At 64.6% G+C, this 17,532-nt stretch carries 18 protein-coding genes; 13 read left to right on the top strand and 5 right to left on the bottom strand.

What is annotated here, in order from left to right; translation table 11 throughout:
- Nucleotides 1-40: 40 nt before the first annotated feature.
- A complete protein-coding gene (locus EPN59_RS07430; RefSeq protein ID WP_293036062.1) occupies nt 41-1,156 on the bottom strand; it encodes a branched-chain amino acid ABC transporter substrate-binding protein in 1,116 nt (371 codons plus the stop codon).
- Between the two features lie 430 nt (nt 1,157-1,586).
- On the opposite strand from EPN59_RS07430, the gene EPN59_RS07425 reads away from it, so the two are divergent.
- From EPN59_RS07425 to EPN59_RS07395, 7 genes are all read left to right on the top strand, one after another.
- Nucleotides 1,587-1,883 carry a hypothetical protein gene (locus EPN59_RS07425; protein ID WP_293036065.1) on the top strand — a complete coding sequence of 99 codons (297 nt, stop codon included), beginning with the start codon at nt 1,587-1,589 and terminating at the stop codon, nt 1,881-1,883.
- 18 nt (nt 1,884-1,901) lie between these two features.
- The gene (locus tag EPN59_RS07420; RefSeq protein ID WP_293045789.1) at nt 1,902-2,597 is read left to right on the top strand and encodes an HAD family phosphatase; all 696 of its coding nucleotides are present in this window, start codon (nt 1,902-1,904) and stop codon (nt 2,595-2,597) included.
- A 142-nt stretch (nt 2,598-2,739) separates the two neighbouring features.
- Nucleotides 2,740-3,186: a MarR family transcriptional regulator gene (locus EPN59_RS07415; RefSeq protein WP_293042991.1), complete on the top strand. Its 447-nt coding sequence runs from the start codon at nt 2,740-2,742 to the stop codon at nt 3,184-3,186.
- A gap of 8 nt (nt 3,187-3,194) precedes the next feature.
- Nucleotides 3,195-5,342 (top strand): FUSC family protein, encoded by a 2,148-nt coding sequence (locus EPN59_RS07410; RefSeq protein WP_293042994.1) that lies wholly within the window; start codon nt 3,195-3,197, stop codon nt 5,340-5,342.
- Nucleotides 5,343-5,379: 37 nt separating this feature from the next.
- Nucleotides 5,380-5,592, top strand: coding sequence for a DUF1656 domain-containing protein (locus EPN59_RS07405; protein WP_293042997.1), 213 nt, complete (start codon nt 5,380-5,382; stop codon nt 5,590-5,592).
- A 1-nt stretch (nt 5,593) separates the two neighbouring features.
- Nucleotides 5,594-6,634 carry an HlyD family secretion protein gene (locus EPN59_RS07400; protein ID WP_293043000.1) on the top strand — a complete coding sequence of 347 codons (1,041 nt, stop codon included), beginning with the start codon at nt 5,594-5,596 and terminating at the stop codon, nt 6,632-6,634.
- Complete coding sequence (locus tag EPN59_RS07395; RefSeq protein WP_293043003.1) at nt 6,631-8,070, top strand: efflux transporter outer membrane subunit; 1,440 nt, start codon at nt 6,631-6,633, stop codon at nt 8,068-8,070. Before EPN59_RS07400 ends, EPN59_RS07395 begins: the two co-directional genes overlap by 4 nt.
- Nucleotides 8,071-8,090: 20 nt before the next feature.
- Here EPN59_RS07395 and EPN59_RS07390 read toward each other — a convergent pair whose 3' ends face one another.
- Nucleotides 8,091-9,923, bottom strand: a complete 1,833-nt coding sequence (locus EPN59_RS07390; protein ID WP_293043006.1) for a sensor histidine kinase — start codon at nt 9,921-9,923, stop codon at nt 8,091-8,093.
- Between the two features lie 17 nt (nt 9,924-9,940).
- Nucleotides 9,941-10,642, bottom strand: a complete 702-nt coding sequence (locus EPN59_RS07385; RefSeq protein WP_293043068.1) for a response regulator transcription factor — start codon at nt 10,640-10,642, stop codon at nt 9,941-9,943.
- A gap of 367 nt (nt 10,643-11,009) precedes the next feature.
- Between EPN59_RS07385 and EPN59_RS07380 the strand changes: the two genes are divergently transcribed.
- Nucleotides 11,010-11,294, top strand: a complete 285-nt coding sequence (locus tag EPN59_RS07380) for a hypothetical protein (protein WP_293043009.1) — start codon at nt 11,010-11,012, stop codon at nt 11,292-11,294.
- Nucleotides 11,295-11,365: 71 nt separating this feature from the next.
- Here EPN59_RS07380 and EPN59_RS07375 read toward each other — a convergent pair whose 3' ends face one another.
- On the bottom strand, nt 11,366-11,695 hold the full coding sequence (locus tag EPN59_RS07375) for a DUF4148 domain-containing protein (protein ID WP_293043012.1): 330 nt from the start codon (nt 11,693-11,695) through the stop codon (nt 11,366-11,368).
- Nucleotides 11,696-11,997: 302 nt separating this feature from the next.
- Between EPN59_RS07375 and EPN59_RS07370 the strand changes: the two genes are divergently transcribed.
- Together EPN59_RS07370 and EPN59_RS07365 are read left to right on the top strand one after the other, a co-directional pair.
- Nucleotides 11,998-12,909, top strand: coding sequence for a 2-dehydropantoate 2-reductase (locus EPN59_RS07370; RefSeq protein WP_293043015.1), 912 nt, complete (start codon nt 11,998-12,000; stop codon nt 12,907-12,909).
- A 97-nt stretch (nt 12,910-13,006) separates the two neighbouring features.
- Entirely contained in the window at nt 13,007-13,315 is a 309-nt protein-coding gene (locus tag EPN59_RS07365) for an EthD family reductase (protein ID WP_293043018.1), read from the top strand.
- Nucleotides 13,316-13,328: 13 nt separating this feature from the next.
- On the opposite strand, the gene EPN59_RS07360 is transcribed toward EPN59_RS07365, so the two are convergent.
- Entirely contained in the window at nt 13,329-13,778 is a 450-nt protein-coding gene (locus tag EPN59_RS07360; protein WP_293043021.1) for a PaaI family thioesterase, read from the bottom strand.
- 351 nt (nt 13,779-14,129) lie between these two features.
- On the opposite strand from EPN59_RS07360, the gene EPN59_RS07355 reads away from it, so the two are divergent.
- The 3 genes from EPN59_RS07355 to EPN59_RS07345 all read left to right on the top strand — a co-directional run bounded on the left by EPN59_RS07355 (nt 14,130) and on the right by EPN59_RS07345 (nt 17,500).
- A complete protein-coding gene (locus EPN59_RS07355; RefSeq protein ID WP_293043024.1) occupies nt 14,130-14,969 on the top strand; it encodes an alpha/beta fold hydrolase in 840 nt (279 codons plus the stop codon).
- 153 nt (nt 14,970-15,122) lie between these two features.
- The gene (locus EPN59_RS07350; protein WP_293043027.1) at nt 15,123-16,490 is read left to right on the top strand and encodes a HAMP domain-containing sensor histidine kinase; all 1,368 of its coding nucleotides are present in this window, start codon (nt 15,123-15,125) and stop codon (nt 16,488-16,490) included.
- On the top strand, nt 16,487-17,500 hold the full coding sequence (locus tag EPN59_RS07345) for a response regulator (protein ID WP_293043030.1): 1,014 nt from the start codon (nt 16,487-16,489) through the stop codon (nt 17,498-17,500). The genes EPN59_RS07350 and EPN59_RS07345 overlap by 4 nt, the downstream gene beginning before the upstream one ends.
- Nucleotides 17,501-17,532: the final 32 nt, after the last annotated feature.

The raw sequence follows: 17,532 nt of genomic DNA, 5'->3' as shown, positions 1-17,532 counted from the left end.
GTCACGACGAGGAGCAGGGCGTCCCGGTGACACGCCGCGATTAGTTGGCGGCGGTCTTCGTGGCGTCCTTGTGCCACGTGTAGACGACGAAGCGGAATGCCTTCAGGTCGCCCTGCGCATCGAATTCCACCTTGCCGATCGGCGTGTTGAACGCGTTCTTGTGCAGGTATGCCGCGACCTTGGTCGGGTCGGTGCTCTTCGCGCCCGCGATGCCGTTGGCGATCACCTGAACCGCCGCGTACGACGGCATCTGGAACGGACCGTTGGCGTCGCGCTTCGCGTCGGTGAATGCCTTCACGAGCTTTGCGTTGGCCGGATCGGCGGAGAAGTCGGCGGGCAGCGTGACGAGCATGCCTTCAGACGCGGGACCGGCAATAGCCGTCACGTCCTTGTTGCCCACGCCCTCAGGCCCCATGAACGTTGCCTTCACACCTTGCTCGCGCGACTGGCGCAGCAGCAGGCCCATTTCCGGGTGGTAGCCGCCGAAGTAGACGAAGTCCACGCCTTGCGACTTGAGCTTCGTGACGATTGCCGAGTAATCCGAATCGCCAGCGTTGATGCCTTCGAATACGACGACGGGGATGTGCGCCTTGTCGAGCGCGCCCTTCACCGACGTTGCGATGCCCTGGCCGTACGACTGCTTGTCGTGCAGGATCGCGACCTTCTTCGGCTTGATCTTGTTGATGATGTACGCGGCAGCAGCGGGACCTTGCTGGTCGTCGCGGCCGATGGTGCGGAAGATGAACTGGCGCTTCTTGCCCTGGGTGAGCTGCGGCGCGGTGGCCGACGGCGTAACCATGACGACGCCTTCGTTCTCGTAGATATCCGAAGCGGGGATCGTCGAGCCCGAGCACACGTGGCCAATGACGTACTGGATATGCTGCGAAACGATCTTGTTCGCGACGGCGACAGCCTGCTTCGGCTCGCATGCGTCGTCCATGAGGACGGCTTCGAACTTGTTGCCGTTCGCGCCGCCTGCAGCGTTGATCTGCTCGATGGCGGTCAGCGCGCCCGCCTTGACCATATCGCCGTACTGGGCGACCGGGCCGCTGAACGGACCCGCGATGGCGATTTTCACGGTGTCGGCTTGTGCATACGCACCAAAGGCGAGCAGCGCGGCAGCCACGGAAAGAGAGGTAAGGCGGGACAACGTCATCAGGTGCTCCTCGATTGTTCTGGGTCATCCGGTCAAACGGATTGACCTGCGCAAACGAACAGCACCCCAATCGAACTGCATTGGGGAACAACCTTGACGAGCCTGAGAAAAAAAGACGTGACGGGGCCCGGCAAGTATCGGCCGCGGTGTAGCGGCCGAGTTCGGCGAGACTGCAAGGGATGCAGCCTGTTTTGCGCAAGCGATCCGCCTGCCCCGTTCGCTGCATTTCGTACCGGAAAGGTGTTCCGGCCTGAATCAGCGATTCGGCGGATACTACCAATAAACCCTTGCAAGCGCAACCGTCGATTTTTCCTATACCGCAGGCGTGTTTTTGAAGGGTATCTGCGGTATTTGCGGTACATCGGAGCCCAGTTTGGAGCCAGTCGTCCGGGCAATCCGAAATATCAGCATTGCGCAATGAACGCGCCTTATGAACAACCGGACAACCCTGAATACGGCACGCGACAAAACTCACATACGCCGCGCACGCACGCAGATAAACGCGGGCGACAATTCAAGTTCGTCATACAGTGCGGGCGCAACCGTCTTCATTTCCGGCGCGGGCCGCGGCCCGATCAGCCTGTCGAGTAACCCAAATCTTTCACTCACCTTCCAACAAACGCACTATTTGCAGACGAACGCGACGCTCTGCCCCAAGTCCGGTTATCATCGCGCCCTTGCGCGTCGCGGGCAGCGTGCGCGCAATCCCGGCCCCTGCGCCACCTGACGCGAACCCAGACTCACGATGTCCCACATCCCCTTCGATGCCGTGCTCTTCGACTGCGACGGCGTGCTGGTCGACTCCGAACGCATCACGCACGTCGTGCTCGTGCAGATGCTCGGCGAACTCGGCTGGACGCTCGACATCGAGGACGCGATGCGCATTTTCGTGGGCAAGATGGTCAAGGACGAGGCCGCGCGCATCGAGGCCCATACGGGTTTCGCCATCGACGACGCCTGGCTCGAACAATTTCGCGCGCGCCGCAACGAAGCGCTCGAACGCGATCTGGTGGAAATTCCGGGCGCCCCTGCCGCCGTACGCGCCGTGCACGCGGCATTCGACGGGCGCATCGCGGTCGCTTCGGGCGCGGACCGCCGCAAGCTGGAACTGCAGTTGCGCAAGGTGGGCCTGTTCGAATGCTTCGAAGCGCACATCTACAGCGGCCATGAAATGCCGCGCAGCAAGCCGCATCCGGATGTCTATCTCGCGGCAGCCGCCGGCCTGCGCGTCGCGCCCACGCGCTGCGCGGTGATCGAAGACACGGTAACGGGCGCGCGTGCGGGTCTCGCCGCGGGCGCGACCGTCTTCGGCTACAGCCCGGGCGCGCCGGGTCACAGCAGCGCCGATGCGCTGCGCGAAGCGGGCGTCGCACACGTCTTCGCCGACATGGCGGAGCTACCTGCGCTGCTTGCGCGCAGGAGTGCCGAAGGCTCCCCGTAAGCTCGCACAAGACACGCCGCAAAAGACACGCTTCGCTCACCCAGGAAGCACAGGTTGGCTGACTCGCATACCATCCGATAATGGCGTGATCAGCCGAAATAGATAGTTTGCTACCGAATTGCCCTGGCCTTTTATCCCGCCGATGTCGAATCTTCATACCTTAAGACTTGCCGTCAGCAGCACGCTCGTTCTCGCCTCGCGCAAGTGGCGGCGCACCATTCACGGCGCGCTCGCCGCGTATAACGTGTCGGAAGCGTGCGCAGCGCCGCTGCTCACTGCGGGGCGGCTCGGCGAAGCCGTGCGCCAGGTCACGCTCGCCGAATACATCGGCATTGAAGGGCCGTCGCTCGTGCGCCTGCTCGACCAGCTCTGCGCTGCGGGCCTCGTGCGCCGCGACGAAGATCCCGACGACCGCCGCGCCAAGACGATCTCGCTGACCGACGAAGGCCGCGCCGTCACCGCGAAGATGGAGCGCGACCTGCGTGCGCTGCGCGAGCGCGTGCTAAAGGGCGTGACGCGCGCCGACCTCGAAGCGACGCTGCGCGTGCTCGATGCATTCAATGCGGCCGACGCCGCGCATCACGACTGAACGGCGTCATGAACTACCCGACCTACCGCGACTGGCTGTTTTCGGTGAAGACGTTCGCCGCGTCGATGCTCGCGCTCTATCTCGCGCTCTATTTCCAGTTGCCGCGTCCGTACTGGGCAATGGCGAGCGTCTACATCGTGTCGAATCCGTTCGTCGGCGCGACGCGCTCGAAGGCGCTCTATCGTGCGCTCGGCACGGCGCTCGGCGCGGCTGCCGCCGTGCTGCTCGTGCCGCCCTTCGTCGAAATGCCGTACCTCTTCAGCGTGATCGTCGCGCTGTGGACCGGCACGCTGCTCTATATGGCCATCTCGGACCGCACCGCGCGCAGCTACGTGTTCATGCTCGCGGGCTATACGATGCCGCTCATCGCGCTGCCCACGGTGACCGATCCGGGCACGATATTCGACGTGGCCCTCGCGCGAACCGAAGAAATCACGCTCGGCATCGTCTGCGCGAGCGTGGTGGGAAGCACGGTGCTGCCGAGCCGGCTTGCACCCACGCTGATCGAGCGCGCCGACGCATGGTTTCGCGACGCCGCGTTCTATGGCCGCGAAGCGCTCCTCGGCCACCTCGCGGGGACGGACATTTCGCAGTGCCGGCAGCGGCTTGCGAGCACGATCAACGGCCTCGAATTCCTGTTGAGCCAGTTGAGCTACGACCACACGCACCCGGAAATCCTCGCGCGCGCTGAAGCGATGCGCGGGCGCATGCTGCTCTTCCTGCCGATGATCTCCGCGCTCGCCGATCCGCTGGCCGCGCTGCGCAACCTGCACGTGCGCCCTGCCGGCCTTGACGCCTTGCTGGCCGACGCCGCGCAATGGATCACCGCGCCGCTCGCCCTGCGCGCGCGCAACATGCACGACGATGCAGGCGATCCGGTGGCCGACAGCCTGCACACACGCATCGCCGCGTTGCAACCCGCACGTGAATCGCTCACGGGCTGGGACGGCGCGCTGCTTTCGAATGCACTCTGGCGGCTCGGCCAGGTGATCGACGTGTGGCAGGACTGCCGGTCGCTGCGCGCGCTCATCGCACACGAATCGGCCGCGTGGCAGCCGCGCTACCGCCACTGGCGGCTCGGCGGCACCGAACGTTTCTTCGACCGCGGCATGATGCTGATTTCGAGCCTCGTGCCGGTGACCGCGATCATCGCCGCATGCTCGCTATGGATCAGTTCGGGCTGGCACGACGGCGCGGCCGCCGTCTCGCTCGCGGCGGTGGCGTGCTGCTTTTTCGCGGCGCTCGACGAACCCGCGCCGATGGTGTTTCGCTTTTTCCTCTCGACCTGCGCGAGCGTCGTGTTCGCCGGGCTCTATCTGTTCGTGGTGCTGCCGCACGTCCACGATTTCGCGATGCTGATCGTGATCTTCGCGGTGCCGTTCATCCTGATCGGCACGCTGATTCCGCGCCCGCAGTTCAGCATGGTGACGATGCTCGTCGTCGTGAACACGGCCACCTTCATCAGCCTTCAGGGCGCCTACGACGCCGACTTTCTCGTGTTTCTGAACAGCAACCTCGCGGGCGTCGCGGGGCTGCTCTTCGCGTTCGTCTGGACGCGCGTGGCGCGCCCGTTCGGCGCCGAACTCGCTGCGAAGCGCCTGCTGCGTTCGAGCTGGCACGACGTCGCGCTCTCCGCCTCCTCCGCGCCGCTCGGCAACCAGCGCAATCTCGCCTCGCGCATGCTCGACCGCCTGATGCAGCTGATCCCGCGTCTGGCCGCCTCGGACGAGCATCGCCATCCGTCGATCGAGAGCTTCCGCGATCTGCGCATCGCACTGAATGCGCTCGATCTGCGCCGCTCGCGCCGCAAGCTCGGCGGCGACCTTCCCGATGCCATCGACCGCGTGCTGCTGGGCATCAGTGCTCATTACGCGAAGTGCGCCGAAGCGAGCGCGCGCCAGGACGCGCCGCAGACGCTGCTTCACACCATCGACGACGCGCTCGGGCGCATCGCAGCGCATGGCGCCGCTGCAGTTGCGCCGGAGGCGCCCGATGCGCCGGATACGCCCGCTGCCCCTTCGGGCACGAGCCGCCGCGCGAGCGCCTCGCAGCGCTGGATGAGCGACGCGCGGCATGCGCTCGTGGGCATGCGGCTGTCGCTGTTTCCGCAGCAGGGCACGAATCCGCCGCACGCCGCCGCAGAGGTCCACGCATGAGCCCCCGTTCCACTCTTCTACTTTCGAGCCTCGCACCATGATCGGAGAAATCGATATCTTCGGCGTATTCGTGCCGGCCGTGCTCGTGCTCATGCTGATCGCGTACCTCATCAACATCGTGATCGGCAAGGTGCTCACGCGCATCGGCTTTTACCGGCTCGTCTGGCACCGCTCCATTTTCGATCTCGGCATCTATGTCTTCGTACTGGCTGCCGTCATCGTCGTTTCGCATCGTTTCATGCCCAACTAACGTGAAAAAGACCCTGTTCTCCGCAGGTAGGATCCTGCTGACGCTCGTCGTCGTCGCGATTGCCGCTGTCGTGCTGTGGCGCATCGTCAACTACTACATGTTCTCGCCGTGGACGCGCGACGGCCACGTCCGCGCCGACGTGATCCAGGTCGCGCCCGACGTGGGCGGCCTCATCACCGCAGTCGAAGTCGCCGACAACCAGCCGGTCAAGCAAGGCCAGGTGCTGTTCGTGATCGACCGGGCACGCTACGCGCTCGCGCTGCGGCTCGCGCAGGCCACGCTCGATCAGCGCCGCGCGACCCTCGCCCAGGCGAAGCGCGAATACGCGCGCAACCTGACACTCGGCAATCTCGTTGCGAGCGAATCGAGCGAAGAGAGCCGCACGCGCGTCGAGCAGGGCGAAGCGGCCGTTGCGGACGCACAGGTCCAGGTCGACACCGCGCGCCTGAACCTGCAGCGCACGACGATCGTGAGCCCCGTCGACGGCTATCTGAACGACCGCGCGCCGCGCGTCGGCGAATATGTGTCGTCGGGCCGTCCGGTGCTCGCGGTCGTGGATCTGCACTCGTTCCGCGTGGACGGCTACTTCGAGGAAACGAAGCTGGGCAGCATCCATATCGGCGAGCCGGTCGACATTTCGGTAATGGGCGAGCGGCGCGTGCTGCGCGGACACGTGCAGAGCATCGTCGCCGGGATCGAGGACCGCGACCGCGCGCAGGGCCCGAATCTGCTGCCGAACGTGAATCCCGCATTCAGCTGGGTGCGGCTCGCGCAGCGCATTCCGGTGCGCGTCGCGCTCGACGAAGTGCCCGAAGATTTCCGCATGATCGCAGGCCGCACGGCAACCGTCGCGGTGCGCACGTCCGCAAGCGAGAACCGAAGCGCCGCCGCAGCCGGTAGCGCGAGCGGTGCAACGGGTGCAACGGGTGCAAGCGGCACAAGCGGCGGCGGTGCGGCAGCAGCCACGAACGCTTCGGGTGCTGCGGGCGCTTCGGGCGGGATGAATGCGAGCGCAACCAGTGCAGCCGGAGCGTCGCAATGACACGTCGTCCGCTCTGGCGCACGCTTGCGCTCGCGCCGCTTGCACTCGCGCTTGGCGCCTGCATGAATGTCGGGCCCGATTACCGGCTGCCGAAAGACGCGCTCGTTAACGCCCCACTGGCGCAAGGACCGATCGACGGCGTGCAGCATGCACCCGTCGCCTCAGGCGAAGCGCCCGCCGACTGGTGGCGTCTCTACGAGGACCCCGCGCTCGACGAACTCGTGCAAGCGGCGCTGCAGTCGAACACGAGCCTGCGCGTCGCCGCCGCGAACCTCGCGCGCTCGCGCGCGGCCGTGCAGGTCGCGGACGAACAGGGCGGTTTCTCGGGCGGCGCGAGCGCCGCATTCGTGCGCGCGCAGGAATCGGCGGAACAGTACCTGCTCACCAGCAAGCTCCCGGTCGCGTACGAAGGCGATCTCGCGTTGAACGTCTCGTATGAGATCGATCTGTTCGGCAAGCTGCGGCGCGGCGTGGAATCGGCCCGCGCCGACGACGAGGCCGTGCAGGCCGCCGCCGATCTCGCGCGCATCACCGTGGTCGCGGACGTCGTGCAGGCGTATGTCGAATCGTGCTCGGCCGCCGAGGAACTCGCCATCGCGCAGGAGTCGCTGAAGCTCGCGCGCGAACGCGTCGCGCTCACCAAGCGGCTGCGCGACGCGGGCCGCGGCAACCAGCCCGACGTGACGCGCGGCCTGACGCAGGCGCAGACGCTTGCCGCCGACATTCCCCGCTTCGAGGCGCGCCGCCGCATCGCGCAATATCAGCTTGCGATGCTGCTCGCGCGCGCGCCCGCCGACCTGCCGCCCGGCGCGCTCGCCTGCACGCACCTGCCGCAGCTCAAGCAGCCGATTCCCGTGGGCGACGGCGCAGCGCTGCTGAAGCGCCGGCCCGATGTGCGCGAGGCCGAGCGCAAACTTGCGGCATCGACGGCGCGCATCGGCGTGGCGACGGCGGCGCTCTATCCGTCGATCAGCATCGGCGCGGGTGCGGGAACGCTCGGCATTGCGGGCGATCTGTTCACGCCGGCCACCAACCGCTGGTCGATCGGACCGCTGATCAGCTGGTCGTTCCCGATCAACGGGCAACGTGCGCGCGTGCGCGAAGCCGAAGCCGAGACGAGCGGCGCGCTCGCGCACTTCGACGGCGTCGTGCTCAACGCGCTGCGCGAAACGCAGTCGAGCCTCGCGGCCTACGCCGCGGACGACCAGCGCGCCGACGCGCTGCGCACGGCCTACGCGACGGCACAGGAGTCCGCCGACGAAACGCACCGGCTCTACGCGGCCGGACGCGACTCTTTCCTGTCCGACCTCGACGCAACGCGCACGCTGACTTCCGTGCACGCGCAGGTCGCGGCGGCAGAAAGCCAGGTGGCGCGCGACCAGGTGAAGCTGTTCCTGTCGCTTGGCGGCGGCTGGGAGAAAACGCAGGCGCAGTGATGTCGATACTGCGGACGACGTCAGCGCGCGAATGCGACCGTCACGTCGAGCGGCATGACGAGCACGATGCGCGTGCCGTCCGGCGCCGATTCGATGGTCAGCGTGCCGCGCAGCCGCGCCGCGCGCGCACGCATGCTGCGCATGCCCGCACCGCCCGGTGCGATCTCGCGCGTGTCGAAGCCGATGCCGTTATCGGTGATCGTCAGATGCAACGTATTGCCTTCGCGCCGCAGCGCCACCTCTGCCTGCGAGGCCTGGCTGTGTTTGAGCACGTTGGTCAGCGCTTCCTGAATGATGCGCATGAGATCGAGCCCGCGCGCGCCTGGCAGACGGCAGCTGTCGAGCCCCTCCAGCGTCCAGCGGCACGCTACGCCCTGCTGCTCGAACAGTCGCATGAGCCGGTGCCGCAGCGAGCAGATCTGGCCGGCCAGCGCGAATTCGCCGCGCTCCTCGCTCGAAGCCGCATCGACGATGATGCGCAGGTCGTCGCGCAGCTCCTTGAGAATCGAAAGCGAACGGCCCGGCGGCGGCGGCTCCGGCGCGTGTTCGAGTTCCGCGATGGCGCCGACGATCGTGCCGCCCAGGCCATCGTGCAGTTCGTGAGCGAGCCGCACGCGCTCTGAAAGCCGTGCATTGGCAACTTCGAGTTCGTACTGGCGCGTGAGCGTCTGCCAGAGTTCCGCGCGTGCCGCCGCGATGCCGCGGTTCAGGTCGTCATTAAAACGCTCGACGCGGCGCTGCGAATCGACAAACCGCCACGCCAGCATCAGCGCCATCGACACCATCTGCAACTGCGCGGCCACGGCGGCAAAGTAGATGTTGCCGTTCAGGACGCCGATGAAAGTGAGCAGATCATGTGCGCCCCCGGCGAAGAAAGCCACGGTGCTCAACGCCACGATGCGCTGGTCCATGCGCCCGCGACGCCAGACAAACCACAGAAACGCGCTGCACGTCAGCAAAAAAATACCCGCCGCAGCGAGCGCGAGCACGATGCGCGTCGTTGCAATGCTCGTGTGCGGCACGGCGAGCATTGCCAACGCGCCGATCGACACCACGGCCCAGAGCGCGCGTTCGAGGCGCGGCAAGCGGCGCTCGCTATAGCGCACGATGAACATCGCGAACGCACCGCTGTAGACGATCAAAGCGATGGAATTCGCGCGCTCCCAGGCGTTGTTGCTCGCGAACGGCCAGGGCGTGGTCGTCACTTCGTTGAACGCCACCCACCACCACGCGAGCGACATCACGCTGAACCAGCCATACGCTGCTTCGCCGCGCCGCATCAGCCATAGCGTAAAGAAGAAGCAGCCGAGCGTCGCCGTCACAGCAAGGCTGTATAGCTGCAGATCGCGCCGCAGGAAGAGTGCGCGCGCATAGACTGCGGCCAACGTGTGCGGATCGCCCACTGTCACCCTGCCGAGTCCCGGCGAAAACGCTGCGAGTCCCGATACGCGCGCGATCAGCGTGTTTTCGCCCTCATGCACGAGCGGCGCGGGCAATAGCCGGTAGCGCGGCGTGTACCAGGCGCGCGTGAGCGGCTCGACGAGCGAGACGTCGCGATCGAGCAGCGTGCCATTCAGAAAGAGCGCACCCGCCATGTTCAGATAGTCGAGAGTGACCGCAAGCGGCGGCGAGTTCGGCGGAGCCTGCCAGGTGAGCCGATACCACACGACGCCATCGAAGCCGGGCCAGCGCCTCGCCCAGCCGTCGGGCAGCGTCACGTCGACCCAGCCCGTTGCGGGCGGCTGCACGGCGTGCCAGTCGCTGCGTGCGGCTTCGATGCGCGTGAACGCGAGTGTGCCTGTGGAGAGATCGTCGGGTGAGGAAGACGCAGCCGCCGCTGCGCCGAGATGCAAAAGACAGAGCGCCCCGATCAGGGCAACAAACCATAGGTGCGCGCCTCGAAAACCGCTTGCGTGCGCGAATTGACCGCCAGCTTCTTGTAGATATTCTTGATGTGGCATTCGACCGTCAACCTGGACAAGGTCAGCACTTCCGATATCTCACGGTTGGTCAGCCCCTTTCCGACCAGCGCGAGAATCTCGATCTCCCGTGGACTCAGCGACTTCGCGAGCGGCGCTGTCTGCGCCCCGCTCTTCATTCTGGTGGCCGGCCCCGCTCCGGCCATGTCGAGAATCCGCCTGGCGACAAACGGATCGATTGGCGCACCGCCGCGCAATGCGCTGCGGATCGACAACGCAATCTCGATGTCGTCGCGTTCCTTGAGCAGATACCCCGTTGCCCCGGCTTCCAGCGCCGTGACGATGATCTGCTCGGTACTCCACGCCGAGATTACCAGAATCGGCAATGCCGGATCACGCGTATAAAGGTCGCGGACAAGGTCGATCCCGTTGCCGTCGGGCAGCCCGATATCGGCCAGTACCATCGCGAACGGCTGCTCGGCGAGCAGCGCCTGTGCGGCGCGTATGCCGCCCGCATACATCATGGCGTCGGCCGGATAGCCGAGGCTCGCGAGGATGGTGCCGAGGCGCCGCTGCATCAAGGGGTCGTCTTCGACGATCAGGAGCGGACCGGGCAGTACCGATTCATGCGTTTCGGGAAGCGGTAGATTCATGGGCGAAGGCAAAAAACCGCGGGAAAAGACCACAAACCACGCCACAAACCAGGCCACAAAAAAGGCCGTAAAACACGGTGTGGAACGCCAGCCGCGGAATCTGCTTGCGCGGACAACCGTAGCTTCGCACAATTGCACGTGCCGGAGTGTTGCCCGCGCCCCGACACGAACGCCGACCCTACCTGATTCCAGGTATTGCGGCACGCATGCACAGCGGATCAAATACGCGGGCATGCAGGAAGACGAGAATAAAGCGCGTTGCGGACGCCGCGCCGCACGCAGACCAAACGCTTTACTGGCCACGGGGACGGCAAACGGATGCGCCTGGCATGAGACCCGCATCCGTTCGCCCGCCAGGCCCAACATCATGGACCACGCAAAAAAAAACCGGCGCTCGATGAGTCCGGCCGGATGCGACGATCAATACGGACTGGAACTGGCGCGCGGAAGCTCATACATCGCGAGCACACTCACACTGCAAAGCCGCGCGACCGCAATCGCCGAAGTAATCGACGGGTTCGTGGCCCAGTACGGCGACGTCGATCTTGCGATCTTTCTTGAAGTACTCGCCGACCGCCTCGACAGGCGCGGCGCCCACGAAGCCGCCGAAGCCGTAACGCACGCGGCCGAGCGCGCCGCGCGGCGGCGCTAGCGCCGCTGCCGGCTACACATCGAACAGCGACACATCGAACAGCGATACATCGAACGGCGATACATCGAACTTTAGTGGCCGCCGAAATTGTCCCGCGGCGAGAAGCCGATGACCGCGCCACCATGCGGAGCGCCGTCCTGTGACGTGCCGCCCGTCGCCGCGCCGTAGCCGCTCGCCTGTACGCTGTTTTCCGCATTGACGCGCGCTTCTGCCGCCTGGATGTCCCTCGGATAGTACTCATCCTTTGCGCTCGGACGGTAACCGGCCTTTTCCAGCTGGACCAGTTCGTTGCGAACCTGAGCGCGCGTAACAGGCCCATTGGTGGATTGCGCCTGCGCAAAAGAAACAGCCGGTATTGCAAGCACGGTAGCGAGCGCAACAGTCTTGATGAGCGAGCTCATGACGATACCTCCAGAAATTCCAGATACCGGTGCAGTGCTTTTCTGCATCCGTTGAAGAAAGTTTAGGGAGGTAACGCGCCCGGATAAATGGGCGCTCCGCGAAGACACTGTTAGATCGGACCGGAGAATCGTGCGCCATGGCAATCCGGCAGCCACGCGGGCGCGCGCTAAAACGCGGGTGCGGCATCATGTACCATACGTCGCCTGGCGAAGGCGCGGGCACGCATGAGTGCACAGCCGCCACTGCGAGCGCGCCAGCGTAGATCAATGCAATAGAGAGACCCCGGATTGGAGAAACAAGTATGAAAGTTGCAGTCATGGGCGCGGGCGCGGTGGGCTGTTATTACGGCGGCATGCTGGCGCGCGCGGGACACGACGTCGTGCTGATCGGCCGTTCGCAGCACGTGGACGTCATCGCACACGAAGGTCTGCGCCTCGAGACCCAGCAGTTCGACGAACGCATTGGCCCCCCGCACCTAACGGCCAGCACGGACCCCGCCGCCGTTGCCGGCGCGCAACTCGTGCTGTTCTGCGTGAAGTCGACCGACACCGAAAGCGCAGGCGCTTCCATCAAACCCCACCTCGCCGCCGATGCGCTCGTGCTCACGCTGCAAAACGGCGTCGACAACGCCGAGCGCCTGCGCGGCGTGGTCGCTCAGGACGTGGCGGCGGCGGTCGTCTACGTCGCCACCGAAATGGCCGGCCCCGGCCACGTGCGCCATCACGGACGCGGCGAACTCGTGATCGAACCTTCGCCACACAGCGAGGCCGTCGCGCAAACGCTGGCCGCCGCACAGATTCCCGTCGAGATTTCCGATAACGTGCGCGGTGCATTGTGGGCCAAGTTGATCCTCAACTGCGCGTACAACGCGCTTTCGGCAATTTCGCAGTTGCCTTATGGGCGGCTCGTCGAGGGCGAAGGCGTGCGCGATTCGATGCGCGACGTGGTGGCCGAATGCGTCGCGCTCGCGCAAGCCGATGACGTCGAACTGCCGCCCGATATCGACGTCGCCGTACGTCGCATTGCAGAAACCATGCCGGGGCAATACTCATCCACCGCGCAGGATCTTGCGCGCGGCAAGCGCAGCGAAATCGACCACCTCAACGGATTCGTCGTACGGCGCGGCACGGCGCTTGGCGTGCCCACGCCTGCAAACCGGCTGCTCCACACACTCGTGCGCCTCATCGAGGACAAGGCGCGCGACGCCGTTTAATTCCAGCGGCGCGGAAAGCGCGGCGAATTGCAGTGAAGCGCGGTGAATTGCGTTTCCGCGCGTGCAGTCCTCGTCCATCGACTCAGGAGATATCGCCATGGCCAAACTCGTCGTGCTCTACAAAACGCCTGCAGATCCCGTCGCATTCGACGCCTACTACATGGCGAAGCATGTACCGCTCGCAAAGCAGATCCCCGGGCTCGCGCGCTACGAGATCAGCACGGGCCCGGTGACGACGCCGCAGGGCCCCTCGTCGTACCACCTCGCAGCCGTGCTGGAGTTCGACAGCTTCGAAGCCCTGGGTGCCGGTCTTGGCTCGCCCGAAGGCCAGGCGGCAGCACGCGACGTCGGCAACTTTGCAGACGCGGGCGCCGACCTCCTGCTGTTCGATACGAAAGAGGTCTAGCAACGTCGGCGCATTAGCGCTCGAAGACGAGCAGCGTGGACGTGGCCGTTGCGTAGACCTTGCCGGCCTTGTCGGTGATCGTGGCTTCGGTGAAGGCTGCGCGACGGCCAATCGTAATCACGCGGCCTTCCGCGCGCACCGGCCCGGTATCGACCGTCATCGCACGGTGATACGACACTTTCAGTTCGAGCGTCGTGTAGCCCTGTGCCGCACCGAGCCGCGAATGTCCCGCGCAACCGCATGCGGAGTCGAGCAGCGTGGCGGCGTAGCCGCCATGCACCGTACCGATGGGGTTATAGGCGTGCAGCCCCGGCGTGCCTTCGAATACGACGCGCCCAGCTTCGACTTCGACGAGGTGGAAGTCGAGCGTGTCGCCAATCGGCGCGCGCCCGCCATGCTGGATCATGTGCTGCAACTGTTCGAGCCCGGTCAGGCCGGGCGGTAATTCTGCTACGAGATTCATTGAATCGTGTCTCCATCGGGTAGGCGCAATTTCACAGATATTCCATGCGATATGACGGCGGTCACCTCCGCCATTCGCACATCCTACCGCTTCGCGAACGATCGTGCGCAAATACATTTCAGCCCGCCGCAGGCAAGAACCCTGGACGATTTCCAGTCAATCTATTCAGGTCGTTAATCCGCTATCCGAATGACCTGAACAAGTTCGATGCGTGCGCATCTAGTCAGCTATTTAACTCGCCCGCCGCGCCGTTCGGTTGCCCTCCAATCACCGTCAGCCAGCCGAAGACCGCAAAAGGTAAAATCCAGCGATTCCGTCTGCGCGAGCCGTAAAAGCCGCACCGTTGAAGCCATGAATCCGAGCGAATTTGCCGAACTTCCCGCCACTGCGACGCGTAGCGCCCTTTCCATCGAATACCGCTGGATCGGCGTCGAACGCGCGGACGCGCCGCTCGCCGTCTTCCTGCACGAAGGGCTCGGCTCGATCGCGATGTGGAAAGACTGGCCACAGGCGCTTTGCGAGCGTCTCGGCATGCGCGGGCTCGTCTGGTCGCGCCCCGGATATGGGCGCTCGACGCCGCGTCCGCACGATGTGAAGTGGCCTGTCGATTATCTGTCGCATCAGGCCCGCGACGTCCTGCCTGCGCTGCTCGACGCGCTCGGCGTGAGCGCTGCGCAGCGCGAACGCATGTGGCTCATCGGCCATAGCGACGGCGGGACGATCGCGCTGCTTTACGCCGCGTTTTTCCCGCATGCGCTCGGCGCAGCCGTGGTGATCGCGCCGCACGTTTTCGTGGAAGACATCTCGATCGAGGGTATCGCCGAAACGAAACTTGCGTACGCAACGACCAGCCTTCGCGACAAGCTTGCGCGCTATCACGACGATGTCGATTCGGCGTTCTACGGCTGGAGCGATATCTGGCTGAGTCCGGCTTTCCGATCGTGGAATATCGTCGATCAGCTCGGCACGATCCGCGCGCCGCTACTCGTGGTGCAAGCCATCGACGACCACTACGGCACGTTGGCGCAGATCGATGCCATTGGTGACGCAGTGCCGCATGCACGTGTACAGGCGCTCGCACAAGGCGGCCACTCGCCGCATCGCGATGCTCCGGAACCGCTTGACGACGCCATTGCGCAATTCGTGCTCGAACAGCGGCAACGCGCGATTTCCGCCATTCATGCACCGTGAATCGAACGCGAAATATCAGGGCTAATCTCAGGGCGGCTAAATGCCGTAAACACTGGGTGAGCACTACGCATTGGTGATATTGTCTGCACTGGCTGGCGCCCGCGTGTGACGCAGCGCCCATCATCTGGCGGCGCACGCGCGCCGGTTTCAACCATGAGCGATTTGACCCAGATGGATGCACCGAGAACTTCGCCGCGCACGTGGATGCGGCGCACAGCGGCGTCGATACGCCCGCGCATCCGGCAAGCCTTCGCGCCCGCGGTGCGCAACCTGCAGTATGCAAAACGGAGATTGCAGCCGTTCGCGCTGGTGGCGGTGATCGGCTTCCCGCTTTACTACTACGTCTGGAAAGTCCTCTTCCCGCAGCCGTACGAGAATCTCCCGCTGCGCCTGCTCGGCTCCGCGCTGTTCCTGCCCGTGATCGCGTTTGACCGGTGGCCCGCCGCCGCGAAGAAACTGCTGCCGTGGTACTGGTACAGCGTCACCCTCTTTGCGCTGCCGTTCTTTTTCACGTTCATGCTGCTCAAGAACAACGGCAATCAGGTGTGGGTGGAAAGCGCGCTGATCGCGGCATTCGTGATGGTGCTGATTCACGACTGGCTCATGCTCGTGCTGCAGTTCGTGGTCGGCATCGGCCTCGCCATGCTCGCCTATAGCCTGACCAGCCATCCCGTCGACTTTGGCGCGAATTACCTCACCCACCTCACGATCTTTTCGTTCGCCGTGGCAATCGGCGCAGCGGCGAACTACGATCAGGAGCGCATCCAGGTCGAACAGGAGCGTGCCATGCTCGCCACCGCAGGCAGCGTGGCGCACGAACTGCGCACGCCGCTTGTGGCGATCCGCGTGGGCGCCGCAGGCCTCATGCGCTTCCTGCCCGGCCTCCTCGAAACGTACCAGCTTGCGCAACGCCATCTCTTGCCCGTGCCGCGCATCCGCACGGCGCATCTGCGCTCGCTCCAGGGCGTGGTGGGCCGCATCGAACAGGAAGCGCTTTATTCGAACGCGATCATCGACATGCTGCTTGCCACCGCGCGCTTCACAGGCGGAAACATGCAAAACGCAACAATGTGTTCAATCGCGCATTGCGTGGAAACGGCGCTCTCGCGCTATCCGTTCAGAGAGGGCGACCGGCGCCGCGTGCAGTGCAATCTACGTCCCGATTTCTCGTTTCGCGGCTCGGAAATGCTGACCGTCCACGTTCTTTTTAATTTGTTGAAAAACGCGTTCCGCCATATGGGCGGTATTGACGATGCATATATTTCCATTCGCCTCGAAACGGGGCCACGTGCAAATCGGTTGATTTTCAGCGATACCGGCTCAGGGATTGCGCCAGATATCTTGCCGCATATCTTCACCCGCTTTTATACTTCGGCAACTGCCACCGACGATGTCTCGCTCGGAGCAGGAATTGGACTCGCCTTTTGCTACGACGTCATGCAAGCCATCGGAGGAGCCATTACCTGTTCTTCGGTGCGAGGCGAGTACACCGAGTTCGTTTTGACTTTCCCAGCGCCATGATGAAAGCCATCAAGCCGTTCGCGTACCCGACCACCGTCGCCTTTGTCGACGATAGCGCGTCATTTTTGTCGAACCTGAGCCTGCAGCTTGATCCGCGGCTGGCATTCCGGATGTTCAATTCATCCACTCAGGCACTGAAGTTCCTGAATGAGCGCCCCGCGCACGAACAGGGCACGGAACTCATTTTCAGCCCGTATCACGACCGCACCGAAGAAAACGACGCTCAGCAGGTCGTCGCCATGCGCGTGGATGCGATCCGCAGTCTCGTGCACGAACCCGCCCGCTTCGATTCGGTTTCGGTCGTGGTGGTCGATTACGACATGCCCGAACCGAACGGACTGGATTTCTGCCGGAGCATCGCCAACCCCGCCGTGAAGAAAATCATGCTCACCGGCAAAGCCGACGAACACGTGGCGGTACGCAGTTTCAACGAAGGCATCATCGACCGCTTTATCCGCAAGCATGAGGTCGACGCCGTCGAAACACTGAACCACGCGATCCGCGATATGCAGGACGCGTACCTCGACTGGGCGGGCGCATCCGTGCGCGACGCGCTCTCGGTCTCCGAGTATGGATTCCTGAAGGACGGCGCACTCGCAGCGCACGTCAGCGGCCTCTTTGAAAGCCTCGGCATCGTTGAACACTATCTTTCGTATCAGCCCCACGGGCTCTTGATGTTCGACGAAGCGGGCACGGCGTACCTGCTGGTGATCCACACGGACGAGACGCTGCGCGGCGTGCGTGAAATCGCCGTCGAGCAAGGCGCGCCGTCGAGCTTTTTCGAGGAGCTCGACAGCCACCGCAAGCTGCCCTATTTCTGGCAAACCGAGGGCCACTACCCGGCGCAATGCGACGAGTGGCAGCCCTACATGCACCCGGCTTCGGTTTTCCAGGGCGAGCGCCGCTATATCTACACGGTCATCAAGCAGCCGGCCGGGCTGGCGCTCGATGCAATCCTCCCCTACGAAACGTATCTGCGCGAGCTGGACGGCGAAGTCCCGGCGGCGTGAGACACGCATCGCGCGGCCTCACGCCGCGCCTT

The organism is Paraburkholderia sp., assembly GCF_004298475.1.
GTDB lineage: Bacteria > Pseudomonadota > Gammaproteobacteria > Burkholderiales > Burkholderiaceae > Paraburkholderia > Paraburkholderia denitrificans.
This window is presented reverse-complemented; position numbering and strand designations above follow the sequence as displayed.

Bases quoted from the DNA above. Each gene is read 5' to 3' on its own strand.
- EPN59_RS07375 (WP_293043012.1), bottom strand. From the start codon at position 11,695: ATGAGCTCGCTCATCAAGACTGTTGCGCTCGCTACCGTGCTTGCAATA.
- EPN59_RS07410 (WP_293042994.1), top strand. From the start codon at position 3,195: ATGAACTACCCGACCTACCGCGACTGGCTGTTTTCGGTGAAGACGTTC.
- EPN59_RS07370 (WP_293043015.1), top strand. From the start codon at position 11,998: ATGAAAGTTGCAGTCATGGGCGCGGGCGCGGTGGGCTGTTATTACGGC.
- EPN59_RS07430 (WP_293036062.1), bottom strand. From the start codon at position 1,156: ATGACGTTGTCCCGCCTTACCTCTCTTTCCGTGGCTGCCGCGCTGCTC.
- EPN59_RS07405 (WP_293042997.1), top strand. From the start codon at position 5,380: ATGATCGGAGAAATCGATATCTTCGGCGTATTCGTGCCGGCCGTGCTC.
- EPN59_RS07385 (WP_293043068.1), bottom strand. From the start codon at position 10,642: ATGAATCTACCGCTTCCCGAAACGCATGAATCGGTACTGCCCGGTCCG.
- EPN59_RS07420 (WP_293045789.1), top strand. From the start codon at position 1,902: ATGTCCCACATCCCCTTCGATGCCGTGCTCTTCGACTGCGACGGCGTG.
- EPN59_RS07365 (WP_293043018.1), top strand. From the start codon at position 13,007: ATGGCCAAACTCGTCGTGCTCTACAAAACGCCTGCAGATCCCGTCGCA.
- EPN59_RS07350 (WP_293043027.1), top strand. From the start codon at position 15,123: ATGAGCGATTTGACCCAGATGGATGCACCGAGAACTTCGCCGCGCACG.
- EPN59_RS07360 (WP_293043021.1), bottom strand. From the start codon at position 13,778: ATGAATCTCGTAGCAGAATTACCGCCCGGCCTGACCGGGCTCGAACAG.
- EPN59_RS07345 (WP_293043030.1), top strand. From the start codon at position 16,487: ATGATGAAAGCCATCAAGCCGTTCGCGTACCCGACCACCGTCGCCTTT.
- EPN59_RS07355 (WP_293043024.1), top strand. From the start codon at position 14,130: ATGAATCCGAGCGAATTTGCCGAACTTCCCGCCACTGCGACGCGTAGC.
- EPN59_RS07380 (WP_293043009.1), top strand. From the start codon at position 11,010: ATGGACCACGCAAAAAAAAACCGGCGCTCGATGAGTCCGGCCGGATGC.
- EPN59_RS07415 (WP_293042991.1), top strand. From the start codon at position 2,740: ATGTCGAATCTTCATACCTTAAGACTTGCCGTCAGCAGCACGCTCGTT.
- EPN59_RS07425 (WP_293036065.1), top strand. From the start codon at position 1,587: ATGAACAACCGGACAACCCTGAATACGGCACGCGACAAAACTCACATA.
- EPN59_RS07395 (WP_293043003.1), top strand. From the start codon at position 6,631: ATGACACGTCGTCCGCTCTGGCGCACGCTTGCGCTCGCGCCGCTTGCA.